Raw genomic sequence first — 17928 nt, 5'->3', positions numbered from 1 at the left:
GCGAAATCGCGCCGATAATAAATCAGCGATTGAGCGTATAAGTGCCAGGAGGGAATAGGCTGTGGCTGCAAATAACCATAATTACGTCCAAATCAATTCACCCGATGCCATTTGGCCTCAGGAACAACAGTCAGATTCGGGTTTGCACAGCTCGGAATAACCAGAGAGGGGTGCTGCCCGCCGTTTTCGGCAAGCAACTAATCAGAAGAGGATTGGTCAGCTTGCCTTATTTATATCACTGCAACTAAAACTGTCCAATTGTGTTTCCTCTTTGAAATTTTGGCTGAGTATAGTGACGCAGAGTGACGATGTAAAGGCGAATTTATTAAACGGAAATTAAACTCAATAACCCCAATATTTGATGAGTCACACGATTATAACTTATTGGCATTGGGCAATTGGCTAATTACCGATAAGCTTGAGCTTCAACAGGACAATCATCCTCAAGGACACGCATTCAATGAACCTGCTTCGCCTTTCCATCAGCCTCGCCCTGCTTGCCGGTTTTCCCGCTCAGGCCCTGCTCTTGCAACAGGGCGAAACGCGTTTCGATATCGATCCTGCCACGCTGCAAATCGTTGCGGGAAAAAACCAGGTTAACCAGGCACTGGCTGGGCAAACCGTGACTGAACTGCAAAGCACATCGACGCAGGCAAGCTGGCAATGGCCCAACAGCGCCATGCAGGTTACCGCCAGATTGGAGGGTGGCGATCTGCGTTTGAGTTTCAGCAGCAAGCGGGCACAAACCCTGAACTGGTTCAGGCTGCCGTCGCCGGCAACGACCCTGCTGCTGCCGATTGGCGAAGGGAGCCGCATCCCGCTGGGCAATCCCGTCTGGCGGAATTATCTGGTCAAGGAAATGACGCCGCTGGATACCAACTGGGATCTGAAACTGCCGCTTTGGAGCCAGCAACAGCAAGGCAAGGTCTACAGTTGGTTGCTGCTAACCCCATTCAGCAACCAGGTAACCTTCGCCAGCGCAGGAAAGGGACTCGCCATGCGCAGTAGTCATGAGTTCAACCGCTTTAATCAGCAGCAGGCTTTCGAGGTGCTGCTGCACGTGGGAGACTCGCCGCTGTCCGGCGCGCGCCGTTACCGTGAATACCTGCAACAAAGCGGTCAGCTCAGCAGCCTGCGAGATAAAATCCGCATCGCGCCGGAAGGCGAAAAGCTGATTGGCGCTACGCACATTTATCTGTGGGGCGACAAACTGCTGGCGGCGAACGACGTGAAAGATTGGCCGGGTCTGTTGGCCTGGCTTATCACCTCCAAGGGCGAGCTTCTGTGGCGGAAAATGGATGCCGATAGCCAAAAAACCGCGCGCACGCTGGCGGGAAAAACGCCGCAGGGCTGGCAACAGCAAGCGCTGATTGATGCCCTTAATCAGGCGCTGGTGACACTGACGCCGCTCAAGGCGACGCCGGATGACGCCGACTTCTTATCGGCGCAACGCCAACAGGCCGCGGATATCCGGGCATTGGCGCAACGGCAACTCGGGCCCTATCTGACTGCGCCGGAGAGCTGGGGACAGGGGCTGGCTAGCCCCCTGGTCGAGTCGCTGCAGCACGCCGGCCTGCCTCGGCTGTGGTTGGGTACCGACAACTGGACCGCCGAGTTTCTGCACCCGCATGCGGTAGAAAGCGCCAAAAAAGCGGGATACCTGATCGCCAGCTACGATTCTTACGACACCGCCATTCCACGTGGGGTCAATGACAGCTGGTTAACCGCCCAACTGCCGACGTCCCTGCGAGAAAAGTGCGCCATCGTGCGTGCCGACGGCAGTAAGAAACCCGGCTTCGGCAAACAAGGCTACTACCTGAATCCAGGCTGCGTACTGCCTTACTCTCAACAGCGGATGACCGAACTGGTGCGACTGGCCGGGCTGAACAGTCTGTTCCTTGACGTTGACGGCACCGGGATGGTCTCTGACGATTATCAGCCCAACCACCCGACCGGTGCCGAGCAAATGGCGCAGGCTCGCAATGCGCGGCTGGCCTGGTTCAGCAACACCCTTCGCCTGCCGCTCGGCTCCGAAGATGGCAATGCGGTGACCGCACGCCACATCATGTTTGCCCACGGTATGGAAACCTGGGGATTTGGCTGGGGCGATAAGCAGATGAATCACGATAAGTCCTCCCCTTATTACCTGGGTGCCTGGTGGCCCAATGCCCAACCGGCCTTCTTCTTCAGCCCGGCCAAGGTGAAGGAACCCTACCGCACGGTGGAATTCGATCCGCGCTATCGCCTGCCCATGTATCAGGCGGTGTTCCACGACGCGGTGATCAGCAGCCACCACTGGAACTACGACAACCTGAAATTCAGCGATGTCAAAACTACTCGCAGCCTGCTGAGCCAGCTCTACAATACCGCGCCGATGTTCCATCTCAGCCGTGCCACGCTGCAGGCGCGCCTGCCGCAGATCAAACAGGCCGACGCCGCTTTCCGTCCGCTGCATCAGGCCCTTTGGGATAAAGCGCTGATCGATTTCCGCTGGTTGGATAAAGCCGGGTGGGTCCAGCAAACCACCTTCAGCGACGGCACCACGCTGACCGCCAATTTTGGCGAGCAGCCGTTCGACGGCATAGCCGCTCAGAGTCTGCGTGCCAAACTGGCGGACGGTCGCACCCTGAACGTTACGCCATAGCAACACCGGTCGGGGTGAACTACGCTAGGTTCAGTCCCCTGACCGTCACCGCTGGAGTTGATAATGGATAGCCTTACTCAAACGCTGCTCGCAGAGATCGGGCAAAGCTTTGGTCACGACGCCTTTTCGACGGGGTCGGTGACGGTCAGCGGTGAAGGTGTGCTGAGCAGCGCATTCCCGGTCAGCGAATTGGCGACCGCCTGCTGGGCCGGCGCCGGGCTGGCCGGCGCCAGACTGCTGCAACAGAATCGCAGCGCAGCACCGCAGGTGTTTGTCGATCGACGGTTGGCGTCCTTATGGTTCGGCTGGACGCTACGCCCGCTAGGTTGGTCATTGCCTGCGGCCTGGGACGCGTTGGCGGGCGATTATGCCACCAGCGACGGTTGGATCCGCCTGCATACCAATGCACCGCATCACCGTAAAGCCGTAGAGCAAGTGCTCGGTCCGCATCAGGATAAAAATGGGTTGTCGCAAACGGTGCTGGCATGGAAAAAAAACGAGCTGGAGCAGGCGGTGATAGAGGCCGGTGGCTGCGCGGCGCAAATGCTTTCTGTCGAAGCGTGGCGGCAGCATACCCAGGGTAAAAGCGTTGCCCTGGAACCGCTGATCCATCAGACGCAACTTCAGGAAGCTGCGACGCCAGTCTGGACGCTACCCAACGCCAGGCCGCTGCACGGCGTACGGGTGCTGGATCTGACGCGGATTATCGCCGGCCCGGTAGCCACCCGTTTTCTCGCCGGTTTAGGGGCGGACGTATTGCGTATCGATCCCTACGGCTGGGACGAACCCGCTGTTGAGCATGAGGTGATGCTCGGCAAACGCAGTGCACGATTGAACCTGACCAACGCCCACGATCGCCATACCTTTGAACATCTGCTGAAAAACGCCGATGTTATCGTGCACGGATATCGCGCCGGAGCCTTGGAAAAGCTGGGTTATGGCGCGGAACAACGACAGGCTTTATCTCCGGGATTGATCGACGTTTGCCTGAATGCCTATGGTTGGAGCGGCCCGTGGCGCGGGCGGCGCGGTTTCGACAGTCTGGTACAGATGAGTTGTGGTCTGGCAGAGGCAGGCATGACGTGGAAAGGCGCCCCTCACCCCGAACCCTTGCCGGTACAGGCGCTGGACCACGCCACCGGTTACCTGATGGCCACGGCGGTGCTGCAGGGCATCCGCCAACGTCTGCAAAATGGCACCGGCTACAGCGCCCGGCTGTCGCTGGCCCGAACGGCAGAGCTGCTGTTGCGTCATCCGTACCCGCCACAACATCCGGGAAAACCACTGGCGCCGCCGGTCGATGCAGATGAAAACCCGGAAACCGAACTGACCTGCTGGGGCCCGGCGCAACGTCTTAACCCCGCGTTATGGCTCAATGGCACCGCGCTACTTTGGGTACTGCCGGCCACCCCGCTCGGCCGCTCGCAACCGGTCTGGCTACGACGCTGAACTCAGGCCAATTGACGCTGCAACCAATGTAACAAGGCTTCAACCGCCGGCGTCAACCCGGAGTTTTGCGGCCAGACCAGATAAAAATCAACCGGTTCAAGTTGCCGAGCCGCAGCCAACGCCACCAGTCGGCCCTCGGTCAGCGCATCGCTCACCAAAAGTCTTTTCACCAGCGCGATACCAAATCCCTGTTCGGCCGCGCGGATCAACAAGCCAGCGTCATTGAACGACGCCAGAGGCCTGCCATACTCCCTCTGCTGATGCACCAAAAACCAACTGCGCCATGGCGTAACATCATGCTCCAGCAGCGGCATGCCTGGCGTACCATCGTCGAAGGCCGCCTGCCATTGGCGCGCCAACGCAGGGGTTGCGACCGGCACCACCTCTCCCCTGGCAATAAGTTGCGCCTGCATATCCGCCCATTGCCCATTGCCAAGACGAATAGCCGCATCAAAACCTTTGCGCGTCAGATCCTGCACCGCCAGCGAGGCATCGATATCCAACGTAATATCGGCGCAGGCCGCGTGAAAAGACGACAACCGCGGCATTAGCCAGTAATGAGCGAAAGAAGGCAAGACGCTGATACGCAGAGCCTGACTTTGCGCAACGCGCCTGACCCGGCCAATCCCCTGTTGCAATGCTTCCAGCGTTGGTTCGGCCACCGCCAACAGCTCGCGCCCGGCAGCGTTCAGACGCAGCCCCCGCCCCTGCCGTTCAAACAACGGACAGCCCATCGCCTGTTCAAGCTGCTGGATCTGCTGACTGACGGCACCGTGGGTAAGGTGCACCTGCTGGGCGGTCGCGCGCAGGTTCTCTAGCCGGGCGGCAATTACAAAGGTCGGCAGAAAGTGTAAAGGAATACGCTCATCGAACATTGGTTAGCCCTGCTATCCAAAAAGGGTATTTTTCATCGATTTTCGCGCCAAAGTAAAGGGTTTAGGGTGTCACTATTCCCCCTTACGTCCGGAGTTATCGATGCACCCACGTTTGCAGCAAGACCTTGACCAGTTTCCACAGATCCTCGATCACACCCGTCAGTTGGCCGAAACGTTTCTGGGCGGCATAAAACAGCGCCCGGTTTGCCCGCCCTTGGATGCACAGCAACTTCAGCCGGGTGATGACCAACTGGCCGAAGGTGGCAAGGGCGCGATCGCGGCACTGGACCACTTCTGGCAGCGTTATGCCGAGGGGATCTCCGCCAGCGCCGGGCCACGTTACTTTGGCTTTGTGACCGGTGGAGCAACCCCGGCGGCACTGGCGGCGGATTGGTTGGTTAGCGCTATCGACCAAAATAGTCAATTGAGCCAGGATACCGTTGCCGCAGCGATTGAATTGGCGACGGTAGACCAGCTAAAAACCTTGCTGGGGCTGCCGGAAACCTTCAATGGCAGTTTTGTCAGCGGGGCGACCATGGCGAACTTTGTCGGTATCGCCATCGGTCGCCAATGGCTCGGCCAGCAACGCGGTATTGACGTCGCCGAACAGGGGGTTGCGGCCCTGGGCCCCGTACAGGTGCTGTCGGCGAATCCGCATGCCAGCAGCGTGAAAGCGCTCAGCATGCTGGGGATCGGTCGTGATGCGCTGAAAATTATCGACTGTCTTCCCGGCTCCGAAGCTATAGATCCGGCGGCGCTGGAACGGCATCTGGCTAGCAGCGTCGGCATACCTACTCTCGTCCTGGCCAGTGCCGGCACGGTGAATACCGTGGCCTTCGACGACCTGCAGCAGTTATTGGCGCTGCGGGAACGTTATCCATTCTGGCTACATGTCGATGCGGCCTTTGGCGGCGTGGCGGCCTGTTCACCGCGCTATGCAGCGCGCCTGGCTGGCTGGCAGCAGGCGGATTCCATCACCGTTGATGCTCACAAGTGGCTGAACGTCCCTTATGACAGCGCCATTCAATTCAGCCGTCATCTGGCCTTGCAGATGCAGGTGTTCCAAAACCATTCGGCCTATCTGGAAGCCCCCACGTTACGGCCGGACAACTATCTGCATCTGACCCCTGAAAACTCGCGGCGCTTCCGGGCACTCCCTTTATGGATGGCGCTGAAAGCCTATGGCCACAGCGGCATGCGGGATATGGTGGAGCGAAATGTCCAATTGGCGCAGCTTTTGGGCACAGAGCTGGCGGCCAGCGAAGGCTTTCATCTGCTGGCGCCGGTCAATTTAAACGTGGTGTGCTTTGCCCTGAAAGACAATAAAGGCGATGCCGTTGCAGCACGCGACCGTTTTATCGCCCGCCTCGATCGGCATGGCATCGTACGCTGTACTCCTACCTACTACCATGGACAACCAGGGATACGCGCTGCCCTGGTCAATTGGATGACGCAGGAAAGCGATATTCATTTAGCCTTGGAATCGATGCGTTATTGTTTGCCAGAACCTTGCTGATAGGGAAAAATCAAGGGTGTTTCCTGCGTGGGTCGCTCTATTATTACGGTCGTCACCATGCGGCCGTAAACCTTTATCAATAATTGATAATTTACAGCCCTGTTGCGAAAGAAAATAGTTCAGTAAAACCAATTAATCACTCACTGACATTTTTCACATTGGTTGAAATAGCACGAATAATCACACCAACCTCTTGTTATATCGTCACTTTTCTTAACAAAAAAACGCGTTAATGTTAACTCTATGTGATTATTGATTATCGCAAGTGATAAAAAATGGAAGAATTATCATTATCAAAAACAAGAGAATAACAGATAACATTATGATAATATTATTAAAAATAAAATCATACAAATCAGAGTGTATTTCTAAAGCTCAATAAATAGGCTAAAAAATGTTAAAAAAACAACACATGAATTTTTTTTAAGAATTTTCCTAGCAATCTAATATTTCGTTTCGTGACATGATGGGTTGAATCAATGACAAAAAGACCAGCAGGCACGCGGTTCAAGCCCAAATTGGCGTTACCTCACAGCAATTCCTGCGCCAGCAGATTATTCTGACTTAAGCTAAACTTATAGATTCACAGTGTTAATTAGTTTAGTAATAAAATATCGTTGAGTACAGCCGTGTTTATTGATAGAACACTGCTTCTACGTGAATTTTTTGTGCTTTTTATTTGCCTTTAAGGCTTCAGGCTTTTTCTTTTTGTTACCGCGGTAAAACGGATTTAAGTGGGGGTGAGATATGCCAACGATCATTATGGATTCATGCAGCTATACCAGATTAGGTTTGACAGACTACCTGACAACACACGGAGTAAAAAAACGCCAGATTAATGCCATCAATGATATCGACGACCTGCATGAAAAATGCAGCAAGTTGAAACCCAGCCTGGTATTTATAAATGAAGACTGCTTTATACACGAAGCTAACGCGACGGAACGTATAAAGGGGGTGATTTCACTGCACCCTGACACCTTATTCTTCATCTTTATGGCCATCACCAACGTACATTTCGACGATTATTTATATGTTCGTAAAAATGTCATCATCTCGTCAAAATCCATCAAACCAGAGACTATGAATCAACTACTTAGTCACTATCTGGAGAAAAAAGCGCCTCGTACCGAGAAAACCTCGTTTGACCAGACTCCGGTTACCCTTAGCCAAACTGAGTCAAACATGTTGCGCATGTGGATGTCAGGCCAGGGCACTATCCAGATCTCCGACCAGATGCAAATTAAGGCCAAAACCGTCTCTTCCCATAAGGGAAATATCAAAAGAAAAATTAAAACGCACAACAAGCAGATTATTTACCATGTTGTTCGTTTAACCGACACCTTAACCAGTGGAATATTCGTCAATAGCCGCTAGGTAAAAGGTTTGTTGCTTACTCTGCAAACGTTGGTTTTAAATGTCTTTCAGCGTGCCCTGCTGGATACCACGCATTTAAATAACCTAAATACCTGTTCGCGACGATACTCTCGGCCGCGACGGGTATTCCCGCATTAAAAGACCGAGTATTCTTCCCCCTCCGGAATAATTCCCTCACGGAAGTTTTGCAGATTAAATTAATGCGCCAGAGAAGTATTGGCTCGGTATCAGACTATGACCTGGTTTCCGTCTGCCTAAGCTCAACAAAGGTCCCATCACGGCTGTCAATCTCGTTGAAGAACCAGACACCGGCAGGATAGTCCGGCAAAGAGACAAGGTACATAATCCCTTCATTAAACTCTTCTACCGCCAGGATCACCCCTTCACGCCGCTGTATGCCATCCGTCTTTACGGTGACCAGATCGTTCACTTTCATGCCGTACCCCATCATTTATCATTGATGTCAGTGTATTACAAAATGCGGTGAGAAAAATACTGCGCCGACAGGGAATTCGCCACTCGCCTGTACGGTTCTCACTAAAGCGTAGCAGTCCACCAGTCCCTCAGCTTTTCACTTTCTTAACGTTTTGTCCGCAGAATCTTAAGCGCACAACGGTTAGTCTGTTTCCTGGTGCTTCCCCCCAGAGAAGTATCAGCAAATGAAGAAGTAACAAGGAACTTTTGCCCGCAGACTTGCGGGCTTTTTTTTGCCTGCGCCAAATTACAGGCACAAAAAAACCCGCCTTGGCGGGTTTTTGTTAATCAGCAGAAGAGCCGATTAGATAGCGGTAACGTTAGCCGCTGACGGACCTTTAGCACCGTTCTCGATAGAGAACTGTACGTTCTGGCCTTCAGCCAGGGTCTTGAAGCCTTGATCCTGGATAGCAGAGAAGTGTACGAACACGTCTTTGCTGCCGTCTGCTGGAGTGATGAAACCAAAACCTTTAGACTCGTTGAACCACTTCACTTGACCTTTGATCATGTTAGACATGTCTAATTCCTTCAATATTAAATGTAAGCCACCATGGGCAAGATATAGCCGGTCATCAGTTACTTATGGAGGCACTAGAAAGGAAATTCGTCAGTGAAGTGCTATCTAGGATAACGCTTTAAATTTGAACTACTTTACTCAAAATGTCGTGCATAAATAGGTCTGTACCACAGGCCGAGAAGCATTAACTCACGATGGGACTTTAATAGCAACTCTTTTTGTTTGCCCCTCTGTGGAAACGGGGCCAAATGCACAGGATTTAACCCATTTCGCTTGTTTTTTGGTCACTTCTGGCTCTGCTTACCCGATAATGGGGGTAATCGGCTGCCGCAATATTTGCAAAATATCGCCTCTGTCTCATGGCCACCTCGTTGACATTGTTCACAATTTCGCCTTTCACGACTGCGCTGCAGTTCTTGCGACATGTAAGCCGTGAGAATCCCGGTCGGCACCGCGATGATTGAATAGCCCACCAGAATCAGGACGGAGGTCAATAATCGGCCCAGCGGAGTATGGGGGACGATATCGCCGTAGCCTACGGTGGTCAGCGTGACGACTGCCCAATAGATAGACGCCGCCAGGCTGGTAAACCCGCCGCTACCGCCCTCTATCGCATACATCAAACCGCCAAACACGCACAACACCACGGCGACAAAGCCAAAAAACATTGCCAGCTTATGGCGCGCCAGCTTGATGCTGCGCCAAATCATGCCCATTTCGCTCATGTAACGCAGCAGTTTCAATACCCGCAATACCCGCAATATCCTCAGGACACGCAGCAGCATCACAAATTCCACCGTCATATGCGGGAACAACCAGATGATGTACAGCGGCAGTACCGTCAACAAATCGACCATGCCGAAAAAGCTCAGGGCATAGTGCTGCTCACGCGGCGTACTCCACAGGCGTAACAGATACTCGAGAGTAAAAATGAAGGTAAATACCACCTCCGCCCAAAAGAACAGATAAATGGCCTGCCGACCGGGCGCGTAAAGGGCACTGCCCCCTGGTTCGAGGAACAACAAAATCACGCTCAGCAACGCGGTAGCGACCCAAAAGGTTTCCATCCTGCGGCCGATGCGCGAATGGTTGTCGAACAGCAGCCGATAGCTGCGCTGGCGTAAACTGAGCGCCGCAGTGTCAGTGGTCATAGTCCAATGTCTTATAACGGGAAGTTGCTCATATACTAGACCTGAACCTGAACGCCGCCAACTCTGGCACCGGCCCCTCAGAGGTCACAAATGATAGTAATTCTCGTCTGACTGTTTTATAGTTGCGCAGCGTAACTATAAAGGGAGATTGACCATGCTTAGAGGGCATACGCTGGCAGCATTTTGCTGCACCACGCTGTTAATATTGAGCGCCCCAGCCCAGGCGCTGGATCTTTCCTACAAGGCACCTGAGCCCAGCATCAAACCCGCGCCCGCGCCCAAAGCCGCGCTCGGCCCCGCGGAAAAAACCGCCAAGGCGCCCGTGGTGTGGTCAGAAACAGAAGAGAAAACCGGTTTTCGGGTCGATCTGGAATGCGATCACCCCGGGTGTAGCCAGAAGCGCACCAAACCGTATTCATCGCTGAACAGCCCGGTGAAAAAAACCGACCGCCGTCGCCAGTCTGATCCCTATTCCACCAATCAGGATCCCGAGTACAGCGTGAACATGGGTTATCAATGGTAACCACGCTTTAAGAGTTATCCCTATATCTGCGCAAACGCGCACTTTATATAATGGCCACCTGTTCACCACTCCTCCTGGTGCTGGACACAACAAGCTGTGTTGCAATTTTTTATGCGCCTCCCTATAGGCGCTTTTTTTATGTCTGAATACCAGTCCGTTCCGCCCTTACAGAATGGTCTCATTGCGGCATAACGTGATAGCTGTCACAAATAGCCGCTCTCAAGCCACGCTTTATCGGAGGTTGGCCAGATGGCGACTGAATATTTATCTTTGCTGGCAGTGTTAGCCGGCATCGCAGGTTTCGCACTGTATAAACACTTTAAATCACAGAAGAAAAGTACTTTGCTGCGTCCGCACGATCGTTGACGCAAAAGTGGTCGGGGTACGGCATCGACGCTGTGCCTCAGGCCACACAACTGCGCTCTGTCATTTTTTTATCACAAAATTGTCACAATATAGCCATATCATGGTCGGCGATTATCCGCACTGGCTCAACACCAAGGATTTCGTTATGACCACCATGATTAAAGCAACAAACCACCAGGAAGCCGAAAAGCTGATCCGCTACGGTACGGCGAAAAAAATCGAACTGGCCTATGACATCGACAGCGATGATTTTTTCCAGCTCGCCAGCCTGTGGTGTGATAGAGGTGCCAAGATTTCCAAAGGTAAAGAACACTTTATCGTCTCGCTAAAAGGTTTTCGCATCCCGCCAAATGATTGATGTTATGCCGCCCTTGCGGCGGCGCCCCCTTCCCCCGAAAAAATCGCCCTGTGAGCTACACTCTCTCCTTAGCATTTCAGTAAGATAAATCATCAATTACTGCAGCTGGTTACCTAGATAGGTCACTGCGCCTGAATGCCAACCGAGGAGAATCGTCATGTCTGCGAACCCGCAACTGCCCAGCACCATGAAAGCCATTGAGATCAGCCAGCCCGGCGAACCGGAAGTTTTGGTTGTCGCACAGCGGCCGCTGCCGTCCCTGCAACAAGGGGAGATCCTGGTGAAGGTCGCCGCCGCCGGGGTTAACCGCCCTGACGTGTTGCAACGCCGCGGCCAATACGCACCGCCTCCCGGCGCATCGGATATCCCGGGCCTGGAGATCGCTGGCGTGGTGGTCGCCACCGGCGTTGGTGTGCAAAATTATGCCGTTGGCGATAGCGTCTGCGCCCTGATTGCCGGTGGCGGCTATGCCGAATACTGCAAGGTGCATGAAAGCAATGCGCTGCCGGTCCCCAAAGGATTTAGCCTGGTCGAGGCAGCAGCCATCCCGGAAACCTTCTTTACCGTGTGGGTCAATGTGTTCCAGCGCGGCAACCTGAAAGCTGGCGAAACCGTTTTGATCCACGGCGGCACTTCCGGCATTGGTACCGTCGCCACCCTGCTGGCGAAAGCTTTCTGTGCTCATGTGATTACCACCGTTGGCTCGGAAGAGAAGCGTCAGGCCAGCCTGGCCTTGGGGGCCGATGTGTCGATCAACTATCGCGACGAGGATTTTGTCGAGCAGACCCGGCATGCAACTAACGGCAAAGGGGCTGACGTGATTGTCGATTTGATCGCCGGCGACTACCTGGCGAAAAACTACCAGGCGGCAGCGATGGATGGCCGCATTGTGCAAATTGGCACCCAGAATGGCGTGGTGAAGGAGTTGAACCTGATGCCGCTGCTGCTCAAACGTCTGACCCACACCGGTTCCACGCTGCGTTCGCGAAGCGTTGAAGACAAAGCGGGTATTGCCGCCGATTTGCTGCAAAAGGTTTGGCCATTGATGGATCGCGGTGCGTTAAAACCGCAGATCTTCAAAACCTACCCGCTGGAACAAGCAGCCGAAGCCCATGCGTTGATGGAGTCGAGCCAGCACATCGGCAAGATCATGCTGACCCTCTAATCTGTGCCCCGCAGCCTAGGCTGCGGGGCCTGTTTCATCTGCCTGGCGTATGCACGTCTCCAGGCGTTGAGTCGGTACTGTCTAACTTTTCCTGCGCCAGCGCTTCATCTTCACTGTCTTTCTCCAGGCTTTCCTGCTGCGCCCCCTGCTGCGGCGAATACACCAACTCCACCATAATCGGGAAGTGATCTGAACCGACGCTGGTCAACCGACGCAGCGATCCGAGCACGAAGTCATCGCTGTGAAACACGTGATCCAATGGCCATCGCAGGAACGGATAACCGGCATGAAAGGTGCTGAACATGCCCCGACCGCGGCGCGGATCCAACAAACCGCTGACTTTAAGGAACAACCGGGTGGTGGTCGACCAAGCCACGTCATTCAGATCGCCGGTCACAATCACCGGAAACTCCGATTTGGCCGCACTTTTCCCGACCATCACCAGTTCGGCATCGCGGTCTTCCGATTCCTCGTTTTCGGTAGGGCTCGGCGGCATCGGGTGAACGCAGTGCAGGCGCACCTGCGGCCCATGCGGCAAATGCACCATCATGTGCATCGACGGGATCTGATCATCCACCAGATATTGGATCTGCGCATCGCTGAGTTTCAACCGCGAATAAACGTGCATGCCATACAGATTATCCAGCGGGCATTTCAACGTGTACGGATAATCCTGCTCCAGTACCGAGAGCTGCTGTTCCCACCAGCGGTCGGTTTCGACCGCCACCAGCACGTCCGGACGCTCGGTCGCCACCAACGCCAGCAGCTTATCCGCCTGGCGATTGGGTGTTAACACATTGGACACCAGAATGCGGATACGCGGCTTTTTTTGATAGCCGGTAAAGTCCAGCACCTGCGGTTTGCTCAGCCGGGTGTAAGGGTAAATCCAGGCCGCCTGGTAAACCACACAGGCCAGGTTCAGCGCCATCATGCCCCACACCCAAGGCGACAGCGGCACAAACAGCAGATTCAGCAACAACACCAGTAGCGAAAGCGCCAGTATCTGCAGGCGGGGAAAATCCCACACCCGAATCCACCAGGCTGCATGCTTTGAAAGCGGCGCAATGGTCACCAGCGCCAGCAAAAGCGTCAGTATGGCGGTAATCCCTGTCACGTTTATTTCCTCATTCTCATCGGCCTGGGCCTGTCGGGGTGACGGCCTCTTGGCTGCCGTATCTGGCGGCAGCCAAAGATTGCCATAAAAAACCTATCCCCCGCCAGCGAGCTTAAGGAATAATCTTGCGACGACGGAATTCGTCAAACAGTGCGAACAGCATCGCTTCGGTGTCGACAAACTGATGAAAGCCAAAGCGTCGCGCCTTGCTGCCGTCGGCAAACATGTCGTAATCCCACGAGAAAACAAAGTCGGCGAAGCGCCAGCTCGCCACCGCGCGATAATCCGCTTCGGCCAGGCCATGCTGCTGCGCCAGCGCCTGCCACAACTCGCTTTTGTCTGCCATCACCGACGTCAGCGGCATAGGCAGCGGCGGCGCCACTTCCAGACCAAAGTAGCCGGCAATTTTCGGCCACATCTCACTCCAGCGAAACAGATCGCCATTGTTGATATTAAACGCCTGATTGGCCGCCGCCGGTTCCGTCGCAGCCCATAGCGTGGCGCGCGCCAGCAGACCCGCATCGGTCATTTCCAGCAGGCTGTGATAGGCCCCCGGCTTGCCGGGGAATCGCAGCGGCAACCCCAGAGACTTGCTGATGGAGGCATAGACCGCGATAGTCAGGGCCAGATTCATCGGATTGCCGAGCGAGAAGCCCCCCACCACGCTGGGCCGGATCGCGCTCCAGCGCCAATTTTTGCCCTGCTGACGCCGTTCAAGATAGCTCTGCTGCTCAAGATTAAACTCCGGCGGCATGTGCCCGGCATCGCTTTCCCGCGCCGGCGTCTTGAATGGCCCCAGATGAGCGCCATAAACTTTATAGCCCTGCATCAGGCTGATGTGCTCCAACCCTTGCGCTATCGGCTCCAGCGCCTCCACCACATTGGCCAACATCGCCAGATTCGGTGCAACCAACCCCGCCCAGTCCGGCGCATCCTGGTAGGCAGCATAGAAAATATGGCTGACCTCGGTTAGCGGGCGCAAGGCATTGCGCGTCGCCTGAGCATCCAACAGATCGACCGCCACATAGCGCACTTGCGGCCGGTCGACGCCCCCGCGTCGTGACAGGCCAACCACCTGCCAACCTTGCCGTTCCAGTTCTTCAATCAGCTTGCCGCCAATCACGCCGTTAGCCCCGACTACCAACGCCAGTTTTTCATTTTGCATAGGTCACCCCGCTCGCTTTTGTTTGAGGCCCTCACTGTGAGTGATTAGCAAAGCTTGCGGTAGAGGCGTAGTGTTACTAACACTTATAAGTAAAATCTATAACTGGAGCGCTGATGGACAAGCTGAACGCCATGAAGACTTTCATGCGGGTCGCGGAACTGGGCAGCCTCTCGGCAGCGGCCCGCGACTTGGGCCTGACGCAGCCGGCGGTCAGCCAGCAGATTACCGGTCTGGAACAACAACTGGGCGTGCAGTTGCTGTTTCGCAGCACCCGCTCCGTCACGCTGACCGACGCTGGCGGCGGCTATTATCGACAAATCAAACCGATTCTGGCGGCGGTGAATGAAGCAGAGGAAGCGCTGCACGGCATGCAGCTGCGCCTGCAGGGCCCCTTGCGCATCCATGCCCCGACGGGCTTCGGTCAACAGCACCTGACGCCGCTGGCGATAGCTTTTCAGCAACAGCATCCGGAATTGAATATCGAACTGTTGCTCGACGATCGCCGGGCTGACGTGATCGGTGAAGGTATCGACGTGGCGATCCGCTTTGGCGAAATAAATACGCCGGGCACGGTGGCGCGCCGGCTGGGGGAATTACAGCGTATTTTAGTGGCTTCCCCGGCCTATCTGGCAGCGCAGGGCGAGCCGCAAACTCCCGCAGAGCTGGCGAGACATCCACATATCCGCTATAGCGGCTTGAGCGACGGCGATGCGCTGACCTTACTTGGCCCTCAGGGTGCCGAGATAGTGAACCTGCGCCCGGTCTTTCGCGCCAACAATACGTTTTCGCTGCTGGCGGCCATCGAATCAGGATTGGGTATTGGCGGAGCACAGCGCCCGCTGATTGGTCGGCAACTGGCCAACGGCAGCCTGGTACCGGTGTTAACGGCCTGGCATTATCCGCCGATGGCGCTGCATGCGGTTTACCCCGCAGCGCGGTTTATTCCCGGTAAAGTCCGGGCCTGGGTAGATTATTTGCTGGCGGCGTTGGGGAGTATTGAGGGAATTAGGGTGAACAAAGCCCCCGACAAGGTGCCAGGGGCATAAAGATTATTTGAACAGTTTACCGACCATGTCACCCAGTTCGTCGCTGTTCGACTGCACTTCGCCATTTGGCGAGGCCGCGTCAGCGACCGTTGGCAGGAACTGTGCAATGGTGGCTGAAGCCTGAGCCGGATCGATCCCCAGCTTTTCCGCCAGTTGGTTGATGGCATCGCTGCCAAGCGCTTGCTGCACGTGATCGCCGCTAATCTGCTGGTTTTCACCGTTGCCCAGCCACGAGCCGACCACATCGCCGAATTGACCCTGGCGGAACTTGTCCAGAATCGCCTGCAGGCCACCCTGCTGCTCAACCCATTGCATAATGGCGACGTAATCAATGCCCTTACCGTTGGCACCGCCCAGAATGTTGCCCAATACGCTATCAAACAGACCCATGGTATTCCCCTTCCGATCGTCGGCTCTGCCGCTCGACCGCAGTGATTTAACGAAAAAGGGCCGCCGCAGCGACCCTGTTGATCAGCAACTGATTAATTTCTGATCTTTCTGTAGACAAAAAGCACCACCAGGGCACCGATGACCGCGACAACAAAGCTGCCCAGGTTGAAGCCATCAACACGGCCCATACCGAAGAAGGTACTGATATAGCCGCCGACAACCGCACCGATGATCCCCAGAATAACGGTTACGATAAAGCCGCCGCCGTCTTTGCCCGGCATAATCCATTTAGCCAAGATACCGGCGATTAACCCAAAAATGATCCAGGAAATGATGCCCATTTTTACTCTCCCTATTACTTTTTGCCCAAAGAAACTCTGTTTTCAGGCCCGCGTCGGCGCCTGATCCAACCCTGACGATACTTTCACAACCACAATCCTGTTGCCCTGTGCTGACCGTTAACGGCAGCGCGATGCAGGGTGAATCTTGATAAACACGCATATTCACACTGTTACTATAGACAAATATCAGCAGTTTACCCATTTCCGTGTGTCTGAATTTAGCTGTGCAAAAATCAACCGCATTCATCAAACTGTCATTACTCCGCGCTATAACAACAGGTGAATATTGCTGCAGGGGACAGACCATGACCAACACACCGTTTCTGCTGATACTGGCTGCAATCTATGCGCTGGCCGCCGCCTGGGACGGTTCTGCCGCCTTGTTGTTCCAGTGATGTTACACGCGCTTTGTCACTTTTCGAGTGGTTTTAAATGTGTCTTGTTTTGTCTGCAAATTTAATCAGTTGAAAAATAATGACAAATAGCGAGCCGTTTGGATAAAAATCCCATTGGCTACCGGGCCTCAATTTTCGCAAAAGGGCTTGATAAGGTGGCTGAACCACTCGGCAAAGGCGGTTAAACGCGCCGAACGTTGGCGGCGGTGAGGATAAAGCAAGGCAATGCCCATTGCCGGTGGCCGGGCCTGCGGCAAAACCTCACATAAGCTCCCGTCCTCCAGGTAGTGCTGAACATCAAAGCGCGGTATCTGAATCATCCCCAACCCTGCCAGACAGCACCCAATATAATTTTCCGCATTGTTTACCGTGACCCGGCTACGCAAGATTTTTTCCATGTGCTGATCGCCCCGTTGCCAAACCCAGGTATCAGCCCCGGCCAAAGTCGGCTGCGCGTAGCCTACACCCCAATGCCCCGCCAACTGCTCGGGATGCTCCGGCGTGCCATAACGTTGCAAATAGTCCGGGCTGGCGCAGTTGATCATGCTTAATCGCCCCAGCGGCTGGCTGACCAGGCTACTGTCGCTGAGACTGCCGACGCGCACCACGCAGTCGATCCCTTCCTGGATCAAATCGATCGAACGGTCGCTGGCGCTGAGAAACAGTTGAATGTCGGGGTACTGCACAAAAAAGTCCGGCAGCGCAGGCACTATCATTCGCCGGGCTATACGACTGGGCACATCGACCGTCAAACGACCGTCGATCGGGCCGTTTTGCCGATGAAACAGGCCTTCCAGTGTTTGAACGTCGAACAACAGGCTGCGCGCTTTTTCGAGCAACAGCTCACCGTCGCTGGTCAATTGCACCCGGCGAGTGGTGCGGTGAAACAGGCGGGCACCCATTTCGTGTTCCAGTTGTTGTATCGCCGCCGAAACCGTGGTTTTTGGCATCAACAGGATTTGCGAAGCGCGGATGAAACTGCCCACCTCAGCAACCTGGATAAAAACCCGTAATCTCCCTATTTTATCCACCGGTTGTGCGTCCTGATTAACAGGCTGCGGC

17 protein-coding genes are annotated in these 17928 nt (G+C 54.8%); 8 read left to right on the top strand and 9 right to left on the bottom strand.

From position 1 onward, the window contains the following. Positions 1 to 460 precede the first annotated feature (460 nt). Together ACMGG1_RS08595 and ACMGG1_RS08590 are read left to right on the top strand one after the other, a co-directional pair. The gene (locus ACMGG1_RS08595) at positions 461 to 2644 is read left to right on the top strand and encodes a glycoside hydrolase (RefSeq protein ID WP_414161298.1); all 2184 of its coding nucleotides are present in this window, start codon (positions 461 to 463) and stop codon (positions 2642 to 2644) included. Positions 2645 to 2707: 63 nt separating this feature from the next. Further along, positions 2708 to 4093: a CoA transferase gene (locus ACMGG1_RS08590; protein WP_414161297.1), complete on the top strand. Its 1386-nt coding sequence runs from the start codon at positions 2708 to 2710 to the stop codon at positions 4091 to 4093. 2 nt (positions 4094 to 4095) lie between these two features. Here ACMGG1_RS08590 and ACMGG1_RS08585 read toward each other — a convergent pair whose 3' ends face one another. Beyond that, the gene (locus ACMGG1_RS08585; protein WP_116690240.1) at positions 4096 to 4968 is read right to left on the bottom strand and encodes a LysR substrate-binding domain-containing protein; all 873 of its coding nucleotides are present in this window, start codon (positions 4966 to 4968) and stop codon (positions 4096 to 4098) included. Positions 4969 to 5068: 100 nt separating this feature from the next. Between ACMGG1_RS08585 and ACMGG1_RS08580 the strand changes: the two genes are divergently transcribed. Then, entirely contained in the window at positions 5069 to 6484 is a 1416-nt protein-coding gene (locus ACMGG1_RS08580) for a pyridoxal phosphate-dependent decarboxylase family protein (protein ID WP_128865355.1), read from the top strand. 747 nt (positions 6485 to 7231) lie between these two features. Then, positions 7232 to 7861: a transcriptional regulator RcsA gene (rcsA, locus tag ACMGG1_RS08575; RefSeq protein ID WP_122079734.1), complete on the top strand. Its 630-nt coding sequence runs from the start codon at positions 7232 to 7234 to the stop codon at positions 7859 to 7861. A gap of 232 nt (positions 7862 to 8093) precedes the next feature. Here rcsA and dsrB read toward each other — a convergent pair whose 3' ends face one another. From dsrB to ACMGG1_RS08560, 3 genes are all read right to left on the bottom strand, one after another. Then, a complete protein-coding gene (dsrB, locus tag ACMGG1_RS08570; RefSeq protein ID WP_122080645.1) occupies positions 8094 to 8297 on the bottom strand; it encodes a protein DsrB in 204 nt (67 codons plus the stop codon). A 342-nt stretch (positions 8298 to 8639) separates the two neighbouring features. Further along, entirely contained in the window at positions 8640 to 8852 is a 213-nt protein-coding gene (cspE, locus tag ACMGG1_RS08565) for a transcription antiterminator/RNA stability regulator CspE (protein WP_004946278.1), read from the bottom strand. Positions 8853 to 9136: 284 nt separating this feature from the next. Beyond that, positions 9137 to 10003, bottom strand: a complete 867-nt coding sequence (locus ACMGG1_RS08560) for an ion transporter (protein WP_128865354.1) — start codon at positions 10001 to 10003, stop codon at positions 9137 to 9139. Positions 10004 to 10157: 154 nt separating this feature from the next. Between ACMGG1_RS08560 and ACMGG1_RS08555 the strand changes: the two genes are divergently transcribed. From ACMGG1_RS08555 to ACMGG1_RS08545, 3 genes are all read left to right on the top strand, one after another. Further along, entirely contained in the window at positions 10158 to 10526 is a 369-nt protein-coding gene (locus ACMGG1_RS08555) for a hypothetical protein (RefSeq protein ID WP_122079736.1), read from the top strand. A 511-nt stretch (positions 10527 to 11037) separates the two neighbouring features. Further along, entirely contained in the window at positions 11038 to 11250 is a 213-nt protein-coding gene (locus tag ACMGG1_RS08550) for a hypothetical protein (RefSeq protein WP_041415483.1), read from the top strand. Positions 11251 to 11407: 157 nt separating this feature from the next. Then, positions 11408 to 12415 carry an NAD(P)H-quinone oxidoreductase gene (locus ACMGG1_RS08545; RefSeq protein ID WP_414161296.1) on the top strand — a complete coding sequence of 336 codons (1008 nt, stop codon included), beginning with the start codon at positions 11408 to 11410 and terminating at the stop codon, positions 12413 to 12415. 34 nt (positions 12416 to 12449) lie between these two features. On the opposite strand, the gene ACMGG1_RS08540 is transcribed toward ACMGG1_RS08545, so the two are convergent. Beyond that, positions 12450 to 13529, bottom strand: a complete 1080-nt coding sequence (locus tag ACMGG1_RS08540; protein ID WP_130016365.1) for an endonuclease/exonuclease/phosphatase family protein — start codon at positions 13527 to 13529, stop codon at positions 12450 to 12452. 112 nt (positions 13530 to 13641) lie between these two features. After that, positions 13642 to 14694: an SDR family oxidoreductase gene (locus ACMGG1_RS08535; protein WP_414161295.1), complete on the bottom strand. Its 1053-nt coding sequence runs from the start codon at positions 14692 to 14694 to the stop codon at positions 13642 to 13644. A gap of 113 nt (positions 14695 to 14807) precedes the next feature. Here ACMGG1_RS08535 and ACMGG1_RS08530 point away from each other — a divergent pair, with 113 nt between their 5' ends. Beyond that, complete coding sequence (locus ACMGG1_RS08530; RefSeq protein ID WP_414161294.1) at positions 14808 to 15740, top strand: LysR family transcriptional regulator; 933 nt, start codon at positions 14808 to 14810, stop codon at positions 15738 to 15740. A 3-nt stretch (positions 15741 to 15743) separates the two neighbouring features. On the opposite strand, the gene ACMGG1_RS08525 is transcribed toward ACMGG1_RS08530, so the two are convergent. The 3 genes from ACMGG1_RS08525 to ACMGG1_RS08515 form a co-directional block, all read right to left on the bottom strand. After that, positions 15744 to 16130, bottom strand: coding sequence for a YidB family protein (locus tag ACMGG1_RS08525; RefSeq protein WP_414161293.1), 387 nt, complete (start codon positions 16128 to 16130; stop codon positions 15744 to 15746). A 92-nt stretch (positions 16131 to 16222) separates the two neighbouring features. After that, positions 16223 to 16471 carry a GlsB/YeaQ/YmgE family stress response membrane protein gene (locus tag ACMGG1_RS08520; RefSeq protein WP_017893301.1) on the bottom strand — a complete coding sequence of 83 codons (249 nt, stop codon included), beginning with the start codon at positions 16469 to 16471 and terminating at the stop codon, positions 16223 to 16225. Between the two features lie 523 nt (positions 16472 to 16994). Then, entirely contained in the window at positions 16995 to 17897 is a 903-nt protein-coding gene (locus ACMGG1_RS08515) for a LysR family transcriptional regulator (RefSeq protein ID WP_041414723.1), read from the bottom strand. Positions 17898 to 17928: the final 31 nt, after the last annotated feature.

The sequence above is a fragment of the Serratia sp. BNK-12 genome (genome assembly GCF_047456085.1).
Lineage (GTDB): Bacteria > Pseudomonadota > Gammaproteobacteria > Enterobacterales > Enterobacteriaceae > Serratia > Serratia liquefaciens.
Note: the sequence above shows the minus strand (reverse complement) of the source record. Positions and strands in the feature narration are given on the sequence as shown.

Excerpts from the sequence above, each read along its gene's own strand:
- ACMGG1_RS08545 (WP_414161296.1), top strand. The coding sequence starts at position 11,408 with ATGTCTGCGAACCCGCAACTGCCCAGCACCATGAAAGCCATTGAGATC.
- ACMGG1_RS08560 (WP_128865354.1), bottom strand. The coding sequence starts at position 10,003 with ATGACCACTGACACTGCGGCGCTCAGTTTACGCCAGCGCAGCTATCGG.
- dsrB (WP_122080645.1), bottom strand. The coding sequence starts at position 8,297 with ATGAAAGTGAACGATCTGGTCACCGTAAAGACGGATGGCATACAGCGG.
- ACMGG1_RS08585 (WP_116690240.1), bottom strand. The coding sequence starts at position 4,968 with ATGTTCGATGAGCGTATTCCTTTACACTTTCTGCCGACCTTTGTAATT.
- cspE (WP_004946278.1), bottom strand. The coding sequence starts at position 8,852 with ATGTCTAACATGATCAAAGGTCAAGTGAAGTGGTTCAACGAGTCTAAA.
- ACMGG1_RS08525 (WP_414161293.1), bottom strand. The coding sequence starts at position 16,130 with ATGGGTCTGTTTGATAGCGTATTGGGCAACATTCTGGGCGGTGCCAAC.
- ACMGG1_RS08580 (WP_128865355.1), top strand. The coding sequence starts at position 5,069 with ATGCACCCACGTTTGCAGCAAGACCTTGACCAGTTTCCACAGATCCTC.
- ACMGG1_RS08590 (WP_414161297.1), top strand. The coding sequence starts at position 2,708 with ATGGATAGCCTTACTCAAACGCTGCTCGCAGAGATCGGGCAAAGCTTT.
- ACMGG1_RS08530 (WP_414161294.1), top strand. The coding sequence starts at position 14,808 with ATGGACAAGCTGAACGCCATGAAGACTTTCATGCGGGTCGCGGAACTG.
- rcsA (WP_122079734.1), top strand. The coding sequence starts at position 7,232 with ATGCCAACGATCATTATGGATTCATGCAGCTATACCAGATTAGGTTTG.
- ACMGG1_RS08595 (WP_414161298.1), top strand. The coding sequence starts at position 461 with ATGAACCTGCTTCGCCTTTCCATCAGCCTCGCCCTGCTTGCCGGTTTT.
- ACMGG1_RS08550 (WP_041415483.1), top strand. The coding sequence starts at position 11,038 with ATGACCACCATGATTAAAGCAACAAACCACCAGGAAGCCGAAAAGCTG.
- ACMGG1_RS08520 (WP_017893301.1), bottom strand. The coding sequence starts at position 16,471 with ATGGGCATCATTTCCTGGATCATTTTTGGGTTAATCGCCGGTATCTTG.
- ACMGG1_RS08535 (WP_414161295.1), bottom strand. The coding sequence starts at position 14,694 with ATGCAAAATGAAAAACTGGCGTTGGTAGTCGGGGCTAACGGCGTGATT.
- ACMGG1_RS08555 (WP_122079736.1), top strand. The coding sequence starts at position 10,158 with ATGCTTAGAGGGCATACGCTGGCAGCATTTTGCTGCACCACGCTGTTA.